The 21,736-nt window shown below is 36.5% G+C and carries 25 protein-coding genes, 1 tRNA gene and 1 pseudogene; 9 read left to right on the top strand and 18 right to left on the bottom strand.

Features of this window, described 5'->3' with window-relative positions; all coding sequences use genetic code 11:
• Positions 1–3 precede the first annotated feature (3 nt).
• From B5X55_RS11320 to B5X55_RS11290, 7 genes are all read left to right on the top strand, one after another.
• A complete protein-coding gene (locus tag B5X55_RS11320; RefSeq protein WP_159447536.1) occupies positions 4–852 on the top strand; it encodes a universal stress protein in 849 nt (282 codons plus the stop codon).
• 63 nt (positions 853–915) lie between these two features.
• Complete coding sequence (locus tag B5X55_RS11315; protein WP_079512732.1) at positions 916–1,764, top strand: universal stress protein; 849 nt, start codon at positions 916–918, stop codon at positions 1,762–1,764.
• A gap of 21 nt (positions 1,765–1,785) precedes the next feature.
• Positions 1,786–2,685 (top strand): mechanosensitive ion channel family protein, encoded by a 900-nt coding sequence (locus B5X55_RS11310; RefSeq protein ID WP_079512731.1) that lies wholly within the window; start codon positions 1,786–1,788, stop codon positions 2,683–2,685.
• A gap of 12 nt (positions 2,686–2,697) precedes the next feature.
• Positions 2,698–3,531 carry an ATP cone domain-containing protein gene (locus B5X55_RS11305; RefSeq protein ID WP_079512730.1) on the top strand — a complete coding sequence of 278 codons (834 nt, stop codon included), beginning with the start codon at positions 2,698–2,700 and terminating at the stop codon, positions 3,529–3,531.
• Between the two features lie 6 nt (positions 3,532–3,537).
• Complete coding sequence (locus tag B5X55_RS11300; RefSeq protein ID WP_079512729.1) at positions 3,538–4,908, top strand: MBL fold metallo-hydrolase RNA specificity domain-containing protein; 1,371 nt, start codon at positions 3,538–3,540, stop codon at positions 4,906–4,908.
• 76 nt (positions 4,909–4,984) lie between these two features.
• A complete protein-coding gene (locus B5X55_RS11295) occupies positions 4,985–5,410 on the top strand; it encodes a hypothetical protein (RefSeq protein ID WP_079512728.1) in 426 nt (141 codons plus the stop codon).
• A 60-nt stretch (positions 5,411–5,470) separates the two neighbouring features.
• Positions 5,471–6,304, top strand: coding sequence for a universal stress protein (locus B5X55_RS11290; protein ID WP_079512727.1), 834 nt, complete (start codon positions 5,471–5,473; stop codon positions 6,302–6,304).
• 42 nt (positions 6,305–6,346) lie between these two features.
• Here the strand turns inward: B5X55_RS11290 and B5X55_RS18680 are convergent, their stop codons facing one another.
• The 16 genes and pseudogenes from B5X55_RS18680 to B5X55_RS11215 all read right to left on the bottom strand — a co-directional run bounded on the left by B5X55_RS18680 (position 6,347) and on the right by B5X55_RS11215 (position 16,139).
• Entirely contained in the window at positions 6,347–6,562 is a 216-nt protein-coding gene (locus B5X55_RS18680; RefSeq protein ID WP_143814474.1) for a hypothetical protein, read from the bottom strand.
• A gap of 462 nt (positions 6,563–7,024) precedes the next feature.
• Positions 7,025–7,717 (bottom strand): beta/alpha barrel domain-containing protein, encoded by a 693-nt coding sequence (locus tag B5X55_RS11285; RefSeq protein ID WP_079512726.1) that lies wholly within the window; start codon positions 7,715–7,717, stop codon positions 7,025–7,027.
• 157 nt (positions 7,718–7,874) lie between these two features.
• Complete coding sequence (locus B5X55_RS11280; protein WP_079512725.1) at positions 7,875–8,405, bottom strand: DUF3124 domain-containing protein; 531 nt, start codon at positions 8,403–8,405, stop codon at positions 7,875–7,877.
• 70 nt (positions 8,406–8,475) lie between these two features.
• Positions 8,476–8,787, bottom strand: a complete 312-nt coding sequence (locus B5X55_RS11275) for a hypothetical protein (protein WP_079512724.1) — start codon at positions 8,785–8,787, stop codon at positions 8,476–8,478.
• A 286-nt stretch (positions 8,788–9,073) separates the two neighbouring features.
• Positions 9,074–9,451, bottom strand: coding sequence for a hypothetical protein (locus B5X55_RS11270; RefSeq protein ID WP_143814473.1), 378 nt, complete (start codon positions 9,449–9,451; stop codon positions 9,074–9,076).
• Between the two features lie 23 nt (positions 9,452–9,474).
• On the bottom strand, positions 9,475–9,852 hold the full coding sequence (locus B5X55_RS11265) for a hypothetical protein (protein ID WP_143814472.1): 378 nt from the start codon (positions 9,850–9,852) through the stop codon (positions 9,475–9,477).
• 7 nt (positions 9,853–9,859) lie between these two features.
• Positions 9,860–10,147, bottom strand: a complete 288-nt coding sequence (locus B5X55_RS19290; protein WP_143814471.1) for a Na/Pi symporter — start codon at positions 10,145–10,147, stop codon at positions 9,860–9,862.
• Between the two features lie 295 nt (positions 10,148–10,442).
• Positions 10,443–10,538: pseudogene (locus tag B5X55_RS19340) on the bottom strand (BfmA/BtgA family mobilization protein); the annotation flags it as partial.
• 431 nt (positions 10,539–10,969) lie between these two features.
• Positions 10,970–11,167, bottom strand: coding sequence for a hypothetical protein (locus B5X55_RS11255; protein WP_079512720.1), 198 nt, complete (start codon positions 11,165–11,167; stop codon positions 10,970–10,972).
• A gap of 11 nt (positions 11,168–11,178) precedes the next feature.
• On the bottom strand, positions 11,179–11,559 hold the full coding sequence (locus B5X55_RS11250) for a DUF6876 family protein (RefSeq protein WP_079512719.1): 381 nt from the start codon (positions 11,557–11,559) through the stop codon (positions 11,179–11,181).
• An 82-nt stretch (positions 11,560–11,641) separates the two neighbouring features.
• Positions 11,642–11,983: a single-stranded DNA-binding protein gene (locus tag B5X55_RS11245; protein ID WP_079512718.1), complete on the bottom strand. Its 342-nt coding sequence runs from the start codon at positions 11,981–11,983 to the stop codon at positions 11,642–11,644.
• A gap of 10 nt (positions 11,984–11,993) precedes the next feature.
• Complete coding sequence (locus tag B5X55_RS11240) at positions 11,994–12,302, bottom strand: hypothetical protein (RefSeq protein ID WP_143814470.1); 309 nt, start codon at positions 12,300–12,302, stop codon at positions 11,994–11,996.
• 428 nt (positions 12,303–12,730) lie between these two features.
• Positions 12,731–13,984 (bottom strand): site-specific integrase, encoded by a 1,254-nt coding sequence (locus B5X55_RS11230; RefSeq protein ID WP_079512715.1) that lies wholly within the window; start codon positions 13,982–13,984, stop codon positions 12,731–12,733.
• A gap of 227 nt (positions 13,985–14,211) precedes the next feature.
• Positions 14,212–14,285, bottom strand: a tRNA-Pro gene (locus B5X55_RS11225).
• Between the two features lie 146 nt (positions 14,286–14,431).
• Positions 14,432–15,343 (bottom strand): alpha/beta hydrolase, encoded by a 912-nt coding sequence (locus B5X55_RS11220; protein ID WP_079512713.1) that lies wholly within the window; start codon positions 15,341–15,343, stop codon positions 14,432–14,434.
• 13 nt (positions 15,344–15,356) lie between these two features.
• Positions 15,357–16,139: a M15 family metallopeptidase gene (locus B5X55_RS11215; protein ID WP_234999719.1), complete on the bottom strand. Its 783-nt coding sequence runs from the start codon at positions 16,137–16,139 to the stop codon at positions 15,357–15,359.
• Between the two features lie 96 nt (positions 16,140–16,235).
• Between B5X55_RS11215 and B5X55_RS11210 the strand changes: the two genes are divergently transcribed.
• Together B5X55_RS11210 and B5X55_RS11205 are read left to right on the top strand one after the other, a co-directional pair.
• Complete coding sequence (locus B5X55_RS11210) at positions 16,236–17,360, top strand: glycoside hydrolase family 130 protein (RefSeq protein WP_079512712.1); 1,125 nt, start codon at positions 16,236–16,238, stop codon at positions 17,358–17,360.
• A 34-nt stretch (positions 17,361–17,394) separates the two neighbouring features.
• Positions 17,395–19,182, top strand: a complete 1,788-nt coding sequence (locus B5X55_RS11205) for an arylsulfatase (protein ID WP_079512711.1) — start codon at positions 17,395–17,397, stop codon at positions 19,180–19,182.
• A 7-nt stretch (positions 19,183–19,189) separates the two neighbouring features.
• On the opposite strand, the gene B5X55_RS11200 is transcribed toward B5X55_RS11205, so the two are convergent.
• Both B5X55_RS11200 and B5X55_RS11195 read right to left on the bottom strand, forming a co-directional pair.
• Positions 19,190–20,806, bottom strand: a complete 1,617-nt coding sequence (locus B5X55_RS11200) for a sulfatase family protein (RefSeq protein WP_079512710.1) — start codon at positions 20,804–20,806, stop codon at positions 19,190–19,192.
• A 94-nt stretch (positions 20,807–20,900) separates the two neighbouring features.
• Positions 20,901–21,722 (bottom strand): sugar phosphate isomerase/epimerase family protein, encoded by an 822-nt coding sequence (locus B5X55_RS11195; protein WP_079512709.1) that lies wholly within the window; start codon positions 21,720–21,722, stop codon positions 20,901–20,903.
• Positions 21,723–21,736 lie beyond the last annotated feature (14 nt).

Raw genomic sequence — 21,736 nt, 5'->3', positions numbered from 1 at the left:
GTCATGCAGCACATTCTCGCCACAACCGATTTTTCCAGTAACGCATACAACGCGCTGTTTTATGCTACCCAGCTATTAAGAAATAAGGCTTGCACTTTTTACATACTCAATACGTATGAAGAACATACACCATTAACGAGCAAAAGAATCCCCACGGGTAAGGGCGATGCCTTGCTAGATCAATTAAGCGATGAGTCAGAAGAAGGGCTAAAAATTACCCTGCATAAAATAGTATTGGACAACGGAAATACCAATCACATGTTCAAGACCATTAGTACTAAAGGCGATTTGGTAGAAGCCATTTCAAAAACGGTGGAAAGGAACAACGTTGATCTAGTGGTCATGGGTAATAAGGGAACGACCGCTGCGAAAGCGATTTTTATGGGTAGTAGCGCTGTAGAGACCATAAATACGATGAAGTTATGTCCTTTATTGATGGTGCCTGGTGAAATTGACTTTGAACCTGTAAAGAAAATAGCTTTTGTAACCGATTACAAGCGAAGTTTTAACCTAAAGGTCATCTCGCCCTTGCTTTTTATGGCTTCCCTTTTTAATGCCTCTATCCGCATCTTTCGAGTCTTGGAATCTGAAAGTTTGGATGAAACCCAAAAATCAAATAGGGATGTTTTAAAACAATATCTCGACCCCGTAGATTATAAAGTAGAATGGATGCCCAATTTCTCTAATAAGACCAAGACAATAAACAACTTTTTAAAAGATTCGGGTATTGATATGTTGACAATGATCAATTATGAGAAGGGTTTTCTTAAAAAATTAGTACAAGGTTCGCTTATAAAAAAAGTAAGTTTCAATTTAGATATCCCTTTTTTAATAATTCCTAGTGAGGACTGATAAATGTCATGGCACAACCGCAATCTCGGTTCTATTTTTACCTTATAAACCTAAAAATACATCATGGACAAGAGAATTTTGTTGCCCACCGATTTTTCCAATAATGCCCTAAACGCAATTCGGTATGCTTTGGATATGCACGAAAAGGAAAAATGTGAGTTTTATTTATTGAACGTCTTTCAAGTGAAAGGGTACTCTACTAAAAGCTTAATGGTACCAGAACCTGGAGATGTTGATTATGATGCTGCCAAAAAATATTCTTTGGATGGTTTGGAAAAACAAATAGAAATTTTGAACCTACGTGAAAAAAACCCGAAACATACCTTTCATACAATTTCACAATTCAATTCCATTCTGTATGGGTTAAAGAACATCATTGATAAAAAAGATATCGACATTGTCATTATGGGTACCAAAGGTGCTGGGGGCACAAGGTCAACGGTTTTTGGAACACATACCGTAAATATTATGGAAAAGGTAACAGAATGTCCGGTTTTAGCTATACCTGAAAACGTTCGATTTACGCCACCTAAAGAAATCGTTTTCCCCACGGACTTTAAGGCTAGTTTTAAAAGAAAAGAAATTCAAGTCCTCTTGGATATTGCCAAGAACCATAAGTCGGCCATTCGCGTACTGCATGTCATGGAGAGTTCTAAACTAAGTAAGACACAAGAAAACAATAAAGTGCTATTGGATCATATGTTAGATGATGTAGGTCACAGTTTTCATACCATGACTAATGTTAAGGTACAAAAAGGCATTGACACCTTTATCCAAAGTAGGGAAAGTGGCATGGTCGCTTTTATGAACAAAAAACATATGTTCTTTGGTAGTATTCTCTCCAATCCGCTGGTAAAGGAGTTAGGTTTCTATTCGGAAATCCCCATTTTGGTATTGAAAGACATAGAATAATGAATTAATAATTTGTTTTGAATGCAAGAAGTATTAGAACTCTTTAAGGAGCCAATTGTTATCAAGCTGGCCACACTACTGCTCTGGGTAGTCGTTATCATTGTCGGCATGGGCTTTCTCAGAAAGTTGGTTAAAAGACGTATTGATAATACGGGCATTGCATACCGGGCACAAAAGACCATTGATGTTGTTGGGTACTTTTTTATAATTCTCCTTGTTGTTTTGTCCTTTACATTTGATAGTCTAAAGAACTATACCATCATTCTAGGTCTTTTTACTGCGGGTATCGCTTTTACGTTGCAGGAATTGATTTTAAGTATCGCTGGGTCATTTTACATTCTTATGTTCAGGGTTTATAAACCTGGGGATCGAATAGAAATCAATGCTATTAAAGGAGATGTAATAGACATCAACAATATGTTCACTACCCTTATGGAAATGGGGGAATGGGTAAGCACAGATAACTATTCTGGCAGAATTGTCAAAATCAGTAATGCTTTTGTTTTTAAAGGCCCTATCAAAAACTATTCTATGGATTTCCCGTTCGTTTGGGACGAACTCAATATTCCCATAGCTTACGGCTCAGATCTCGAACTGGCAAAAAAAATTGTGCTAGATCAGGCAAATGAGCTGCTCGCTGACTATACCAAAAATTCCAAAGCAAAATGGGAAGAGTTGGTAGACCGTTACTTTCTCGAAAATGCCAAATTAGACCCCAGCATCGCCATTCGTTTGACCGATAATTGGGTAGAATTGAACCTCAGATACATAACCGACTACAAGCTAAGACGACTTACAAAACATCAACTTTTCGAGAACATAGAAAAAGCGATTTCACAAAGTAGCGAAAAAGTAACACTTGCCTCTACAACACTACAATTGCTTAAAATTCCAGAAATGGATGTGCGTATCAAACAATAGTATTTCTAAATAATGAATATGGAAGTTATTAAATCCTCTGGAGAAAAAGTACAGTTTTCCGTTAGCAAATTACGCGGATCTTTAAAACGTAGTGGAGCCAATGACCAATTAATTAAACGAATATTGGATCGCGTGCGTGATGAATTGTATCAAGGTATTACCTCCAAAGAAATATACAATCGTGCTTTTGCCATACTGAAGAAAAATGAGCCAGTATTTGCATCCAAATACAAATTGAAAAAGGCGATTTACGAGTTAGGTCCTACAGGTTTTCCATTTGAAAAATTTGTTAGCGCAATTCTCGAATATTCAGGGTACAAGACCGAAGTAGGTAAAATTATGCAGGGTATTTGTGTTACACATGAAATTGATGTTTTCGCTGAAAAAAATGGACAGGTAACTATTGTGGAATGCAAATTTCATAATGAAGAAGGTCGAAACTGTGACGTTAAAGTACCTCTGTATATCCATTCCCGTTACCAAGATGTAAAAGCCCATTGGAAAACCAAGAAGGAGAATACAAAAGAAATGGACAAAGGTTGGGTAGTGACCAACACCCGTTTTACCGAAGATGCTAGAAAATATGGAAAATGTGCCGATTTGCATTTACTATGTTGGGATTTTCCTGAGGGCAATGGGCTTAGGGACAGAATCGACAGGTTGGGACTATATCCGATAACCGTATCAACTATGCTAACCAATAGGGAAAAGCAATTTCTATTGAGCAGAGATGTGGTGTTATGCCAACAACTATTGAAAGATTCCTTTTTCTTGGATCATCTGGGAATTGCGGAAAACCGAAAAAAAAAGATAATGGAAGAAGTAAGGCTTCTTTGCAACTGCTAAGTATTTATGAAAAAAGTTAAGATTCATTTTTTAGGTGCCTCTGGTGAGGTAACTGGTTCCAAGTTTTACTTAGAAACGCCCGAGCAAAATATTTTAGTTGACTGCGGCATGTTCCAGGGTTTAAAAGAATTACGGAATCTCAATTGGACACCTTTGCCCATTGATGTATCTAAAATTGATGTGGTTTTGTTAACCCATGGTCATTTGGATCATACGGGATATTTACCCCGATTGGTAAAAGAAGGGTTTAAGGGAAGCATAGTAGGTACTGCCCCCACACTCGCCATAACAAAGATTATTCTACTCGATAGTGCCAAGATACACGAAGAGGAGGCTAAAAAAGCGAACGACGAAGAATACAGTAAGCATAAGCCTGCATTGCCTTTTTATAACGTAGAAGAAGTAGAAAGAGCAATTGATTTGTTCAAGTTTGAAGAAAAAAACATTTGGATATCGCTATCGGATAACATAAAATTCAGGTTCAATTATAACGGGCATATCATAGGAGCGACCTTTATCGAATTGGATATTTTTGGAAAAATATTCTTGTTTTCAGGAGACATAGGAAGAAAAGAGGATTTTTTATTGCCCCCACCCGAAAGACCAAAATGGGCGGATTATCTTTTTATTGAAAGCACCTATGGGAATAAGTTACATCCTGACGAAAATGTGGAACAAATTCTGGTTGATCTTGTTAATAAAACCATCCGTGAAAGGGGAAATCTAATTATCCCTTCATTTGCCGTAGAACGATTGCAATCATTAATGTACCAATTGTGGAAATTGTACAAAAAGAACCGCATTCCCAATATTCCAATTTTTGTGGACAGCCCCATGGGCAACAATGTATTATCAGTCTTTGAGCGTTTTCCAGAATGGCATAAACTCCCCATGAAAGAGTATCATGAGATGTGTGACCATATAACAATTATAAGCTCTTACAAAGACACTTGGAAAACCATAGACGATCCAAGACCCAAGATAGTCATTGCTGGTAGTGGTATGGTAACGGGTGGTAGAGTATTAACCTATTTAAAGCAGTTAATCGATGTTGTGTCAACAACGGTCTTATTGGTAGGTTTTATGGCAGAAGGTACAAGGGGAAGACAATTGCTGGATGGAGCCCACGAACTTAAATTGTTTGGTAAGTACTATCCCGTAAAGGCTAAAATTGTTCATTTAGAAAGTCTTTCTGCCCATGCAGACCAAGCGGAACTGATAGATTGGATGCGGAATATCAAAAACGTTCCTGAGAAAGTATTTCTAATTCATGGTGAGCCTACGGCCTTAGATGCTTTTAGGGTAAAAATAAAAGACACATTTGGTTGGAGTGTTCATATTCCCAAACTTCATGAAGTTATTGAGGTCGTTGTTTAAAAATACCTCCTGATGATTTTTATCATGTCCGATTTTCTTCATTAATCATATCTTGGGTCAAACAGCGTAATTTACCATGGGCACTGGCCAAACAAAATCGGAACATCAACTACAACTAGAGAAGTGGCATTGGGATTGCCAGCACTGGAAGTCCACCTTGCAATTCGTTGACGATGAGATGGTTTTTTTAGAGCGATTAATGAATTCCTATCTGTACCAACCCAATACTCCCGATCATTTTGAACGGGTGCAAGACTACCAAGAACGTTTAAAGAAGTTAAAAGCTATCAAATTAGAGGTAAGAAACAGTATTTCAAAGCACGAAAACAAACTGGGAGGCATATTGGAAGTATTGGACTGTGAGTTCAATCTTCAGCTAAGTCAAAAACATGAAGTTTTAAAGGCACAGGTGGTGGATTGTTCTGAAATCTTTAAAGATTTGAAATTTGAAATTAACGACTATACAACAAATATCCTTAAAAATAGAAAACTAAAAGACTAACACAGCTAGCACGGTTAAATTATTAATCTATATGTGTCTAGCATACTTAAAAATAATAGAATGGAGCCTAAAATGATCATCTACCCGACTGATTTTTCGACCTGCGCAGAAAACGCTATGCCCTATGCAATAGCCATGGCCACTGCCTTGAAATGTAAAATTCAAATTGTACATTTCGTTGATGCTAGTGGTATTCTAAAATCAGAAGAAAATCCGCTTCGTGTTTTGGAAGAAATAAAAGAACTGGAAATAAAAGCCCAAAACCGTTTGTTCAGATTAAAATCAAACATTGAAAAGAGTGGAATTGATTGTGGTACAGAGGTATTACAAGGCGACACCCTGTCTTGGCTGCCTAAATATCTCAACGAAAAGAAGCCCTGTTTAGTGGTAATGGGAACAACAGGTGCAGGATCTGTGGAAAACAAGGTTTTTGGTAGCAACACCTATAAGGTTATCAAGAAAACAGATTTTCCTGTAATGACAATTCCTGAAAAAGTGTCTTATAAAGGTTTTGAAAAAATGATCTTCGCAACAGATTATGAAGAGAAAGATACCGAAAACATAAATTTTCTAGTAAAACTCGCAAAACATTATAAAGCCTCTATTGATGTGGTACATGTAACGGAAACCGCATACAAGAATGAGGAGGAAAAACATTACGCCGACAACTTAAGGGATGAGGTATCTAAAACAGTCAGCTACGGTAGATTGGACTACAAGTTTTTATACTGGGATAAGATAGAGGAACGGTTAGAAATTTTATTGAAAGAATCAAACACTGACCTTCTGGCCTTGGTCGAAAGAAAAAGAAATTTTACCGACCGCCTTTTTCACAAAAGCATAATCAAAAAAATGGTCTACCATACTCAGGTCCCTTTACTTATTTTTCCATAGAAAACCTGATAAAAAAGCGTAGCAATTAGATTTACGAAGGTTTTATTGCTCTGGTTTGTGTGGAACTACTACCTCTTCGAACCATATAGTAAAAGTAAAATGCAGCTCTCTTGTATTGCTAAGCGGATTGAAATAACGACATTTCGCTCTTGAGATTTTTTTTATTTTGTAGTTGAGACTTTTCATATGCTCTATTTCTTTATATACAAGCTCTGTAGCCACCTGAGGATTTGGTCTTGAAACAAAGGATTTTATCATGGTTAGAGCTTTTTTGTTATTTAGATAGTTTTAGGCTCGTTCTCTGGGAAGAGGTATTCTGCAATAATCTTCAAAATTTTTCAAAAGCGGTTTTAGATTTATTGATGTCGTGTTTAAATTCTAACCAAAGATTCTTCTCATCAATGCTGAATTGCCCTTGTCTTCAAATATTGTTTTACCAACTGCGATAAGCTATCTAGATATTGTAGTAGGGCATCTTCATTCATTTGCGGGTTATCCGAGGTAGGAAGGGTGATAGTATCATCTTATTGAAACCCATAAAGTTCTGGATAATCAGTTTCTATCATGGCGGTCATTTCTACAATCTTAGATTGTAAGTCCCGTAAATTATCCGAAGTGCTCATAGTTTAGAATGCTTTGTTTGATAAGGCACCAAAGATATCTGAAGTTACTGCTGGATGAAATGACACAAATCACTTATTTGATACTAAACGTAATATTTCACTCTTTTGCCTTGTTCGGGGACGGATGCTTTGTTTCATTCCTGTATTGATCCATTATTACCTTGAACAACTCTCCGCAAGTTGGAGGCGTATAGGAGATAGCATTGGCACCCGCTTCAATTACGCGCACGATGGTTTCATCACTCTTACCCCCTGTTGCCAAAATAGCCACAGCATTGTCGATATCCCTAATCTTCTTTACGATGTGAGCGGTCTTGTCGGCACCAGACACATTGAATATATCTACACCAGCAGCAATCCTACCTTCAAAATCATCGTTTTCAGATACCACCGTAACAATTACAGGAATATCAACTTTCTCCTTAAGCTTTTGAATCAGATCATTAGGGGTAGGCCGATTGAGTACCACCCCTAATGCGCCTTGAAATTCGGCATCAATAGCAAGTTCTATAGATCTAAGACCTGTGGCAATTCCTCCACCGACACCGCAAAAAATAGGTTTGTCAGCAGCCAAGATCAAAGAATGGGAAATCAAAGGCTGTGGAGTAAAAGGATAAACCGCAATAATCGCATTCGCATTGGTATTTCGGATTATTGCCACATCAGTAGAAAACAAAAATGATTTCAATAGTTGGCCAAAAATACGAATGCCGCTACATTGGTCTATGACCTCTGGCAAAGTGACAATATTTTTTCTAAGCTTGCTACCAAAAGTAGGTATCGTTTTCATAATTCTGATATTCAAGGGGCTTACTAAAGGAAAACATTATTCAGCTATCCGCATCAATATTTAACATCAATTTTCTACTTTTTTAGTGAAGATTGGTTTTTTAAAACTTATGTACACCTCAAGAAAAACCATTCAACCATCCTCCAATAAAAATCAACTATTCTTTGGTAGAAATTGTAACCCCTAGTGTGGTAAAGGCAAAAGCCTGTTGGTTAAATATTCCTATCATAACTCCTTGTATAAAAGGTTTTATAGGTTTATTAGATCCCCAAACCAAGTGGAAATTGGCCCCGCTACCACCCAATGAATCTTTTTCAGCAATAACATATTCCAATGTCCCAAAAGGCTTTACATAAACAGGCCTTTTAAGATAGCTACGAATAAATTCCCCATTGGTGTTGTAATAGTCTACATTTTTGACAAAAAGAGTATCTACTTTACTGGTATTCCTGATACTTAAGGTCGCAGTTAAATGAAAGAAATATTCTCTCTTTTTGGTGTAGATTTCCGAGTAAATGGGCACAAATACTTCTTCTTGAATGAGGTAGTCAAAGCCAATACTATTGTCGTGCACAATATTTTCTTCTTGTGTTAAACCCTCCTTTTCAGTCTGTCCATCTTTATCGGTACACGATGCCAAACAGAACGTGTAGATAATTAAAACGAAATTAGTCAATGTTGTTTTCATGGGTATAGATTATTACAATTTTCGTTTATAATTTATCCAAGTTCTTTGGATATTAATTTCTTTAAATTATTCACTCATTTTCACTCAATTCATCACTAATATCCTGAACGTCTTCAAACTGTTGAGTTTCTTCATTGCTCAACACTAATTCGCGAATGGCCAATAATATCTGCTTAGATGATTGAAGGAATGCCAAATTTACGATAATTGCCGTTGACACCTCCATATCCTGTAACTGCTTACTGCTTACTGCCTGCGTAGTTAACCTTAGAAAATATTGGTCATCATCTTTGAGGTTTTTCAATATCTTTAGGATGGACTTTGTTTTATCCTTTTTCGGGTCCTCTATAATTAGCTTATCTATCTTTAGATAGGTTTCCATCAAACGTTTTCTGAAATTTGTATATTGGTCATTCAAAAAAATACTATCGGAATTCTCGAATTCGTCGAAATTATGCTTAACATCTTTTAATGTTTTTTGCAGAATGCAAAGACATTCTTGCCCCGTGCAGATGACGATTAAGGTCCCGTGATTCGGTCTCAGATAGTTCGTTGGATTGTATGCCTGCCGAGAAAGTAAAAATCTCGGCCTGTAATAATTTCAGGTTATCATACATATCCTACCCTGATACCTTGGTTTGCTTTATTTCTGGTCCACTATAGTCATATTACGAAAAGACGATTTTTTCATCAATGCGTAAGACGCTCAGGTTAAAGGGAAGTACTTTGCTGACCAAATGAAGCGTCTCTTTTTTCATGTCAGAAATGGCCGCTTCCGCAATATCAGTGGTAGTATTGTTGACGAATAAAGTGACCTCCGTTTTTATATCTAGAAATATTTTAATCAGTACCCTAGCTAAAACAGGGATAAAAGGGATAAATATCAAGACTCCTAAAAGGTTAAAAATAGTATGGAACAAAGCCAAACCTATAACGGCATCATTTTTAATATCCACAAGCTGAAGTACAATATATACTAGAACAGGCATTGCCAGAAGTGCAACCAATGCTGTTACCAGATTGAACACGAAATGACTGAACGCCACTCTTTTTTTCACTTGAACGGCACCTATAGCTCCAAGTAAGATGGTGGCTGTAGTGCCGACATCTTACTTGGAGCTATAACCATGGCTACCGCAGAATTGAAGCTTAATATTTCCAAATTCAGGGCGGTAAGAACTATCGCTATAGTCGCAGAACTGGACTGCATTATCGTAGTAAGTAATATTCCAATCACTAGATAAAATAAAATTCCGTAATCAGGTATCGAATTGATATCCAGGGTACTTGTAAAAACTTCCATGCTCACTTTCATATAGTCAAGACCCATGAAAAGAAAACCAAAGCCAACAACTAGCTTGATTATGTTGGCGTATTTTTCAGAATTACCAAGAAAAATAAGACCAAGACCACCACTTGCTATCAATGGCAGTGCAAAGCTCTCTATACTAACCTTAAACCCAAGGGTTGCAACAAATCCATGCTGTAACTGTTGTGCCTATATTAGAACCTAGTATAACCCCAATGGCATTTTCCATCGTCATGATTCCTGCACTAACAAATGCAAGGATCATAAGTGAGACGGCCGAACTACTTTGGATAATCGAGGTTGCAAGTATCCCTGAAAATATAGATTTGATCTTACCGGAGATGTATTCCCTGATTAGACGTTTGAATGACCTGCCAGAAAGTTTTTTGTTGGGTTCTTCCATCAAGAACATTCCGAAAAGAAATATTCCCAATCCGGCAAATAACTTCCAAATGTCAAATCCCTAGGGCATTATCGAAAAGTAAACTCCATATCTAACTATTGATCAATTTGGGCAAGTAGGCCAAGGCATTTTTGTCCCTTTCCTCGAAATATTTATAGGCATAATCCTTAAGCTGGAAAGGACGGACAAAGTATACCACCCCCGCCGGATTAAAGTGAGCATAGCAATATTTATTGCAAACCCTTTTATAGGATAGTCTGAAACGATTTTTTAAGTCGTTCAAAAAAATCCGTTTTCAGTGGTTCACTTTGACGGTTTTTTGCACCATTGCCTCGGTATGTGATTTGAAGTGTGTTTTTGAAAATTCCTGAAAACGTTTTGCTATTTTCTTTTTGAATCTAATTCCGATAAATGATTTCATAATTCGCCGATTTGTCGCAAAATCTTTCCTAAAAATGGGCGTTTCCAGCCCGTTTGTCGCAAATCGTTGATTTTCAAGAAATTAATATAATTTCAAGTCGTTGGTAATCAGTGATTTGAATACGAAAAGGAATCCGAAACATCGCTTTAGCGTGTTACCCTCTTGCTATTCCTTTTCGTTCGCTGCAGGCGAACAAAAATTTCATACAATCTGGCTAAAAAGCCAATTGCCATTTTAAGGAAATGAATTTCCGATATGTTATTATTTCGATGTGTACGGTTATCGGCGAAAGTCGAAAAATGGATAACCCTACTTAAAATTGAATGCTGTATATCAGCAAACTAAAGATACAATTTTTTTCTTGATATGATATTGATTAAAAGCAAAACACCCCTGTATTTTCAGAGGTGTCAATTTAGTTATTTTAAAATTTAAGGGTTAAAAATAAAAGTATAAGAATACAAATTCCGTATTGCTTCTTCCTCAACCATAGTTTCAAAACAGGTGTGATTTTCTTTTATATATTTTCGAAGACTATCGCCAAATTTTCGTTCAACGTCTTTTTTAGAATTTTCTAAAAGTCGGTTTTGCGCCTCTTCGCTCAGGTCTGTAAAATTGAGATATACCATAGCTGTAGATTTTAATATTCGCTAGGTAACATCAACGTATCATTTACAAAAAATAACCGCAGTTCATCGAGTGGAAAATCGGTTACCCTATATCTTTGCTTTTGCAAAATAGTATCATTGCCGTCGCTGTAAATTATTTCCGCTTCGTATCCTTCAAAATCCTGTTTTTCTTTATGTAGCCTTTTGAAGTCTATCGTTATAAACTCGCTTCGGTTCATCAGATTTTTTGCGATTACTGAAGTGTCTGTTATAAGCCAAAAACATTCAGCGACTTCGGATAAATATTTTAACCCGTCCGTAAAACGGGTTTTTAATAATGGTATTTGATAGAACATTTCCGTTCCGTGAAAATGTTGCAATCCTTCTTTGATTTCGTTAACTTGTGCTTTCATTGTTTTCTACTTAAAAGGTTAATAATGAGAATTGAAAAAAGGGCGTTTAATTTCGGGAACGCCCTTTGCTTTTTAAATAGTACTAGTCGTTTTTACTTCCAAGTAAAAGGATTTCGTTTGCTTCGACTTCAGTAACATAGCGTTCATTTCCTTCATTGGTGGTATAGGTTCGTGTCTTAAGTTTCCCGGTTACCCCGATCTCCTTTCCTTTGCCTACAAATTTTTCGATGATTTCCGCAGTCTTGCCCCAAGCAACAACAGTGTGCCAATTGGTGTCCGTTTGTTTTTCCCCTTTGGCATCCTTGTAATACTCATTTGTTGCCAATGAAAAACGGGCTACTTTTTTACCGCTATCAAGATTCGTAATAGTTGGTTCTTGTCCAACGTTTCCAATTAACTGTACATGATTTTTTAAAGTACTCATAGTAATAGATTTAAAGATTAATTAAAATGCTACCCGAACCATTCAGATAGTTTTTGTTTCTGTTTTTTTGAAGTGATTTACTTATTATATCTAGAGCGTTTTCCTTTTTTGTTTTTTTTGGTGTCGCTTCCTTTTTGATGTTTTTGTAAGATTTCATACCCTTCATTTTAGATTTACATCCCATAGTGCCGTCGCTGTTACCTTTTTTTGTTGCCGATACTTTTTCAATATTTGGAATTGATAAGGACTTATAAAAAAGAGCGAGGGTAGCCTGCGCTGAGCGCAGTCGAAGTGAGCCTGGTTTATGCAGTCCGTTCAACTTCCCAATGTTGGTATTTTGCTGGCATAAAAAGGGAATAACCGTGATGGTACGAAAGGTGAACCTAAAGGCCTTTGTGAAGTACAAAACCATAGGAAGCGACACCAAATGAATAATGGAATTCCGATTTGGCGGACTTAATTCACGATTTTGGCTCTGAAATGAAGTGTTCCTTTCTAGCGCAGCGGAAAGGGTTAACGGAATGGAAAGCTGACATTGGGGATTGTGTCCAAGACCTGAGTAGTGAAGGTCTTTTCTCGGAATGTAGCTTTTCGCGAAATGTAGAGGAATGTGCTGAACGGGTTTTATTTCCTAATGTCCTAATAGAAAATCCAGTTTATGGTACTGGATAAACCTTCAATGATATTGAGTGATGAAAATTGTGATGTGAACTGGATTAGAACCCAAAAGGTATTCTCTGAACAGAATTATTGATAAGGCACCCCTGTTTCGGCCTGGTTCTTCGTGTTTAATTTACTGCGCAACGAAAGCATATCCGATGACACCTTCTGTTCAATGACCCTGGCATAGATTTGAGTTGTGGAAAGCTTTGTATGCCCCAACAATTTTGAAACTGTTTCAATGGGCACTCCATTGGAAAGTGTAACGGTGGTTGCGAACGTATGTCTTGCCGCATGAAACGTAAGCTTTTTATTGATTTTAAGTATTGACGCTATTTCCTTCAAATATTTATTGATTTTTTGATTGGAAAATACAGGCAAAAGTTTTTCCTGTTCGTTTTCGGAATCTTGGTCATACTTTTTTATAATATCAAGAGCCTTTTCCAAAAGAGGGATTTTTACCGCTTCATCGTTCTTTTCCCTTTTTGTGAATATCCAATATTCCCCATCGATACCGCGTACAATATGATCATCGCTAAGCAATTTCACATCGATATAAGACAGGCCCGTATAACAGGCAAAGACAAAAACGTCCTTTGTTTTCTGATGAATCTCTTTTGAAAGCTGAGCAGATTCCAGAACTTCAAGTTCCGATTGGGATAAAAACGCTCGTTGATGTTTTGTGAACTTCAGCGAGAATCTTAAAAAAGGGTCTTTCTCCACCCATTCCAATCGAAGGGCGAGGTTCATCATCTTTTTTAATCGTTCCAAATGTTTCATAACCCCATTGTTCTTTAAGGGTTGGGAACGGTTTATAGATTTACCGTTACGAAGGAACTGTTCAAAGTCAATTATGAATTTATAGGATAATTGTTTGAGGAAAATGTCATTGGTCTTTAGCTTATTCTTCAAATACCGTTTGATATAGCGTTCCGTAGTATAATAATTTTTCAAAGTGCCGGGCTTGAGCACGGAAACCATATTTTTATTATGGTAGGAAACCAGTTGGAGAAGTGTTTTGTGCTGTTCATCTTCGCCGAGATACCTCGCCTTGATGGCTTGGGCGGTAATGTATTTGGATTCTCCAACAAGCTGTTTCTGACATTCCAATAAATCAGAGTAAACTTGGTCTAAATACACGTTGAGGGATTTCCCCTCGGAAGTTCTCGAATTTGCCCTTTTGGAACGAGTATCCCAATAGGTAACCGAAGTGAACCGTTTTAAACTGATTTCGGCACGTTTACCATCGACCGTAATACGGGCATATATGGGTGCGAAATCGTCTTTTTTCTTGGCCATACTCAACCAAAAATGAATACTAAAAGTCTTTGAAGTCTGCATAAACTCTCGCTTTAAATTAATAATCGATTTGTTTACGAAAGTCAAATCGTTGCGAAAGTCAAATCTATTGAATTACCAATGTAGTAAAAATTCTGGTAATAAACCAGGTAACCGAATAGGTAACCTTTGATTTGATAATAAAGCCAATCTTATGATTTCAAGAAAAATGAAAACCCTTGACTATCATAAGATTAGCTATGTTTTGGTGTCAAATGACACCCTTTTTGTCGGGATGACAGGATTTGAACCTGCGACCACTCGACCCCCAGCCGAGTGCGCTACCGGACTGCGCTACATCCCGAAATTTAAATAATCATTTCAAAAAACTCAAGACCTTATTTTTTATAATTAATCAAGAATATTTTCAAGGATTACATCCTGAAATCAGATTGCAAAAATATAAAAGTAAACTAGATTAGCTTCTATGTTTTTCTTGAAAAACATAAACTATTCAAGGCTTACAATCCAATCATACATAAGCGCTGTCCAACCTTTTAAATACGGGTCGTTAAGTGCTAACGAAAAACCATGACCTCCTTTAGGATATATATGCATAGTTGCCGAAACTCCTTTATCTTTTAGGGCTTTATAAAAAAGTAAACTATTCTCTACGGGTACGGCATTATCATCTGTAGCATGAAGTAAAAATGTGGGTGGTGTATTTCTTGTTACCTGTTTTTCATTTGAAAAATAGTCTTGTAAATTTTGAGTCGGATTATTGCCTAACAAATTGCCTTTAGAGCCTTCGTGGGTCATTGGCCCCATACTTATTACAGGATAACCCAGTGCCATAAAATCTGGTCTTGCACTTTCGGTATCCACATCATCTATTGAAACATATACAGACTCCTCAAAATGCGTACCTAAGGTAGACGCCAGATGTCCGCCTGCAGAAAACCCGATAATGCCTATTTTATCTTTAGTTATATTGAAACCTTTAGCATGATATCTTACCATTCTTAAAGCCCTTTGCGCATCTATTAATGGTACGTTTTGTTTATTTGTTTGAGATACATCTGAGGGTAGTCTATATTTTACTACAATCCCTGCAATCCCCTTTCCATTTAAAAACTTTGCGATATCCGTTCCTTCCCAATCATAAGCAAGAATACCATAACCACCTCCAGGGAAAATGAGCACTGCCTTTCCTGTAGCATTCTGCTTCGCAGGCAAAAACACTTCAATTGTAGGTTCTTGAACGTTACTTATTATTAAGATACCTTCCTTTTTATGTATTTCCTTATCATTGGAAACCAATTGATTCGGAACCTTACCTTTTGGCCATAGCTTAATTATTGTGTCTTGTGCATTTATTTGACTCATAAAAATTAACGCAAATAGAAGTATTTTGTATTTCATATTCTAACCTTTTTTAATCACATGACCAGTTAAAGTTCGCTATGGGGTCGTTTGTAGCACCATTCAAATTATAATGCCACCACTCTGTTCTAGTAGACCAGAAACCATATTTTTCCATGGTTTCTTTTAATAACTTTCTGTTATCTAGTATTTCTTGAGGTAGGTCTAAATTATCATGGTAAGCACGCTTTCCAAAATAATCAAAATCGGTTCCCATATCTAACTCTTCTCCATCTAAAGTAACTAAAGTAATATCTACTGCCCCACCCTTATTATGTATAGAGCCTTTTACAGGGTTGGCCACATATTGTGGATTAGGCACTATTTTCCACATTTTGTATTGCACTGAATTCGGTCGGTAACAATCATAAAACTTAATTTTCATCCCTACCTTTTTAAATTCTTCATTGGCAGTTATTAATGCTTTTGCCGTTTTCACTCTGGTATAACATTCAGCGCAATCATAAACTTTCTCCTTTAGAAAATTATTATCTGTTGCGTATCGTAAATCATAAGCAAAGCCATCACTGTAATCTGCTAATCGTATGAATGTAGTATCGATGAGAGAAGCTAAAGGTGCAACCTCTTTTTTCGTTTCTATCTCAATATTAGCTTCTGTAGGTAGTGAATCTGATTTGATTATGGCTTCTAATTGTAAATGTTTATCTTCTAATATCTTAGTGTTTTCTTTACAAGAAAAATTAAATACCATTATAAAGACTACTACTATTTTTAAAGAAGCGTATTTTTTAAAATCTGTTATTAAATTAGTAAGCCAACTCATTTTTTCTGCCATTCTATATTTCAATATCTTCCAAAATTCATATTGAGTCCCAGTAGAATAATTACTACCTTACTTGGAACTTTCATTTTAGCAATTTAACCAAAAACAATGAACTACCGTATATCGTTATTATTGACCTTAGCAATTTTATCATTCTCATGTAAAGATGAGAAAAGCTCATCAACCGAAGCTGAAAAGTCAACGGAATCTCCATGGTTGCTAGGTTTTGAAAAAACCAAAACCAATCCGATAATGCAGGCAGATTCGACCTATACATTTTTAGACCCTATATCAAACAACGAAGTAAAATGGCAAAAAGCCGATGTTTTTAATCCTGGGGCAATCGTAAAAAACGATACTGTATTTCTATTATTTAGGGCAGAGGATAATCCTGCTGCTATTTTAGGCGGAAGAACCTCTCGTATCGGATTGGCTTATAGTACAAACGGGATTGACTTCACAAAATATCCTGAACCTGTACTATTCCCAGATAATGACGCATTTTCGCAATGGGACCAACCTGGCGGAATCGAAGACCCACGTGTCGTGGAAACTCCTGATGGCACCTTTATTATGTTATACACAAGTTGGAATAAAGATATTGCACGTCTATCAAGTGCGACTTCTAAAGACCTGAGAAATTGGTCTAAACAAGGCCCTGTTTTTGAAGATGCTAATGATGGTAAGTTTTTAAATGAATGGAGCAAATCGGGTTCTATTGTAACAGAGCTCGTAGATGGAAGATTGATTGCGAAAAAGATAAACGGGAAGTACTTAATGTACTGGGGCGAGCTATTCGTAAATCTTGCAACTTCTAGTAATGGTGTCGATTGGGAGCCAACATTGACCGAAACAGGAGAATTACTGCATAGTTTTAAACCAACTTTAAATGATTTTGATAGCCACTTAACCGAACCAGGGCCTCCTGCTCTATATACAGATGCAGGCATTCTTTTACTATACAATGGAAAGAATTTAAGCGGCGAAGGTGCCACAGACAAATTTCCAGAAGGCACCTATTGTGGAGGGCAAGTTTTATTCGATAAAAATGACCCAACTAAGATGATAGAAAGACTAGACACTCCTTTTATCTGTCCTAGCCTACCACATGAAATAAGCGGTCAGTATAAGGCCGGTACTACCTTCATTGAAGGTTTGGTCTATTTTAAAGATAAATGGTTTCTATATTATGGAACAGCAGATTCTATGGTGGGTTTAGCGGTTAAAGAATAAATTTTAAAAATCTAGTAAAGTCTTTAGATATTTCATGAAGCAATTTAAAATTTTAAGCATTCTTATCTTTTTATCAGCACTAATTTCTTGTGTTGAAAAAGTAAAAGAAAAAAGCTCGAAACCCTCAATAAAAAAACCTAACATAATTCTTATTCTTGCTGATGACCAAGGTTGGGGCGATTTAAGTAGCAATGGTAACACCAATCTAAATACACCCAACATTGACTCTTTAAGAATTAATGGAGCATCCTTTGAAAATTTCTATGTGCAACCAGTTTGCTCACCCACAAGAGCCGAATTATTGACCGGCAGGTATTTTACCCGTATGGGTGTTTATGAAACCTCATCTGGTGGTGAACGTTTTAATTTGAATGAAACTACCATAGCTGAACTTCTTAAAAATGTAGGCTATAATACTGCTGCATTTGGTAAATGGCATAATGGTATGCAGCCTCCATACCACCCAAATTCAAGAGGATTTGACCAATTTTATGGTTTCGCTTCTGGCCATTGGGGTAATTACTTTAGTCCCATGTTAGAAAATAACGGCAAGTTGGTAAAGGGTAATGGTTTTTTAGTAGATGACCTTACGGATAAAGGACTTGATTTTATTGAAAAAAATGCCAGTGAATCGTTCTTTCTTTACCTGCCATACAATACCCCTCATAGCCCAATGCAAGTACCTGACAAATATTGGGATAGAATGAAACACAAGTCCTTAGAATTACTTTCCGAAACTGACGTAGAGGAAGATTTACAATTTACAAAAGCCGCGTTGGCCATGGTCGAAAATATAGACGATAATGTTGGCAGAGTTACTGATAAAATTAAACAGCTAGGTTTAGAAGAGGATACCATCATTATTTATCTTTCTGATAATGGCCCTAATGCTTATCGGTGGAATGGCGGTATGAGTGGAAAAAAAGGAAATGTAAGTGAAGGTGGTGTTCGTACTCCATTCTATATGCAATGGGTGAATCATATTGAAAAAGGGTTGAACCTTACCGAAATAGCAAGTAGTATCGATATTTTGCCAACCCTTTGCGGTTTACTATCGATACCGATAAAAACAGAAAAGCCAATTGATGGTATAGATTTAAGCGCATTACTATTAGGAAATGCTGTAACTATTAAAGACCGTTTTATCTATAATCATTGGAACGGTAAAACAAGTGTAAGAAGTCAGCAATTTAGATTAGATGAAGAAAATAGACTTTACGATATTAGTACTGATCGTGGTCAAAAATTTGATGTTTCGAATAAACATCCGCAAATCACCGATTCATTAATTACAGCAAAGACCAACTGGAAAAAGGAGACGATTCAAATAACCAAAGCAAACGATGAACGCGCTTTCACATTGGGTTATTCAAAAGCATTATATACTCAGCTTCCAGCTAGAGATGGTGAAGCCCATGGAAATATTAAACGAAGTAATCAATGGCCTAATGATTCATTTTTTACAAATTGGAAATCTGTCAAAGATTCTATTTCTTGGAATGTTGATGTGCTCGAAGATGGCCGCTTTGAAGTCGATTTATATTACACATGCCCAGAAAAAGACTTAGGCTCAATTGTCGAACTAAGCTTTAACAATAGTAAAATAGCTAAAAAAATAATAGTACCACATGACCCTGAATTAATTGGCAAGAACGAAGATAGAGTTCCAAGAATGGAATCTTATGTGAAAGATTTTAAACCACTTAATTTAGGCGTTATTACCCTTACCAAAGGAAGTGGTATACTCACTCTAAAAGCTTTAGAACTGAAAGGAAAACAAGTTGGTGACTTTAGGCTATTACAGTTTAAGAGGTTAGATTAATCGGAAGTTATTGCCAAATTATAACATCGCTATCGTGATACCCTATACGTTCTGCCTTGGCCTCAAATGAAATGTCTTTGCTCAAAGGTTCATAATAAACATTCCAAACTGAATCTTTTAATTTTCTCCAAACTATGGTAGCATCTGCTTTTGAATGTAAAAGCTTAATAATATTATCTTTTTCCTGTAACTGTAATCCATTTAATTTTGGCTGTTTACCATCTACCAACCAATTATGTAATAGTACTTTTTCTTCTACTTCTCCGAGATCTTTAGTTTCCTGAATCCATTGATTTAGAATATCACGATAGTAATCAATTGAATCCTTATACTCTGGAACCTTTGAAAGATTATGTAGCTCTTCAGGGTCTTTTTCTAAATCATAAAATTCCTCATTTGGTTTATCAGGTTGCATCCAGGTGGATGAAATTTTATTTAATTGATTTGCACTATCCAAGCTTCTCAATTCTTTCATTATGCCCATTTGTTCCCTGTAAGCTATAGGTAAAGCTCTACTTAAATTGGTATTAAAATTTTTTATATACTTAAATCGGGAAGAACGCACTGCTCTTAATCGGTCATATACCGCATCAAACCTATCTGAAGAATGAAATGTTACTTTTGGTTTGTTCTTGGTCTCAAACGCACCAAATTGTGCAACACCTTGTATAACTCTAGGAGGTTCTATACCAGCTAATGAAAGTACTGTGGGCGCTAAATCAATAAAACTAAACATACGGTCATCGACAGTACCTGCACCTTTATTTGCAGGAAACTTAATAACCATTGGCACTTTTAACCCCGTATCATACAATGCTCTTTTATACCTTGGAAAGGGTCCGCCGTGATCGCCATAAAAAAAGATATAACTATTTTCATAAAGTCCATCGGATTTCAATTGATTTAAAATTTTTCCGATTTGATTATCCAACCGTTTTAAATTACTGTAATTGACAGCCATATCATGTCGTACTACATCAGTATCCGGAAAATAAGGTGGAACTTTAATTTCTTCCGGATTTACATAGAGGGTATCATTTGTTCGTGCCCAAACCTGCGATTCATGACAAACCGAAAAATTAAATACACTAAAAAATGGTTGTCCAGATTCTCTATTACGCCAGTGGTGCTCTTTACTTGAATCACTCCATGCCGCTTCCGATTTTTCAAAGTTGTAATCCTCCTTTGGTCCATTAGAAGTATAATATCCATTTATTCGCAAATACTCGGTAAACATTTTCACACCATCTGGTACTAATGGAGAATAACTAGGAATACCAATTGATGGTTCATTTTGCCCTTTAGCATACGCGTTATATGTACGCATATTATGCGTGCCCAATGTTGTAGGATACATACCGGTGATAATTGCACTTCGTGCCGGAGCACAGACTGGTACAGGAGCAACAGCGTTTGTAAAAACAACGCCATCATGTGAAAGAGACTCTAAGTTAGGAAGAGACTGTATTGAGTCGCCATACATAGGGAACCAGTCTGGTGATTGATCCTCGGCCACCAACCAAATAATGTTCGGTAGGGATTGAATGTTTTGATTAATATTCTCTGCCTTATCCTTACAAGAGAAGGAAAGTGTTAAAAGGATTGAAAGTAAAATCAATTTCATAAACTATAAATTATAGAATAAAATCTGATTAGCCAAATAATAAAAAAGCCCCTACTTCAAACATGAAATAGGGGCTAATGGTTGGTAATTGGTTTTATTTTTCTAATTGACTCAGATATTCTAAGCTTTTAGGTACTTGTGAAACAACATCAGAAGATTCATCTTCAATGAACATATATTTTATACCTAGCTTTTTAGCTTCGGCAACAATACCTGAAATATCAACTTGGCCTGTACCTAATACAACATTGGTATCATCTTCTTCGTGCCCTGTGTTATTACCTACAATACCCTTTTGCATATCTTTTAAATGTAGCAAGACAAACTTCTTAGGATATTTTTTCATTAATGCCAGCGGATCCGCACCGCCGTGCTGAGCCCAAAAAACATCTAATTCAAAAGAGAAATCCTTCGCGTGTTCAGCCATATAGTCGAACAAAGTAGCATTCTTATAAGGTCTAAATTCATACCCATGCGCATGATAAGCTAGCGTAAGTCCATTCTTTTTAAGAATTTTTCCTGCTTTGTTAAAAACATCGGTGGCATGTTGGGTTTCTTCTAAATCCCATTTATTATCATCATGTGGTACCCAGGCGCACATTACATATGTGGCCCCAAAGGCTTTGGCATTTTTAACGACCTTATCAATATCATTCTCTAAATCGCCAAATTGAGCACCAACACTTACCATGTTTAGATTATGTTCTGCCAGTAAAGTTTTAAAATCTTCCATGGGCATATCATAGGTGCCACCACCTTCTATATTCGTAATTCCCCATTCTTCAATTAAACCTAATGTATTTGATACATCAACTTTAAATTGATCTCGCAAACTATATAACTGCAAGCCAACTTCTTGTGCCTGTGATAAAAAACCACTTCCGAAAAGAATAGCGGTTATGATAATATTTTTCATTTTATTTCTATTAT

This window comes from Maribacter arcticus, assembly GCF_900167935.1.
GTDB classification, from domain to species: Bacteria; Bacteroidota; Bacteroidia; order Flavobacteriales; family Flavobacteriaceae; genus Maribacter; species Maribacter arcticus.
Note: the sequence above shows the minus strand (reverse complement) of the source record. Positions and strands in the feature narration are given on the sequence as shown.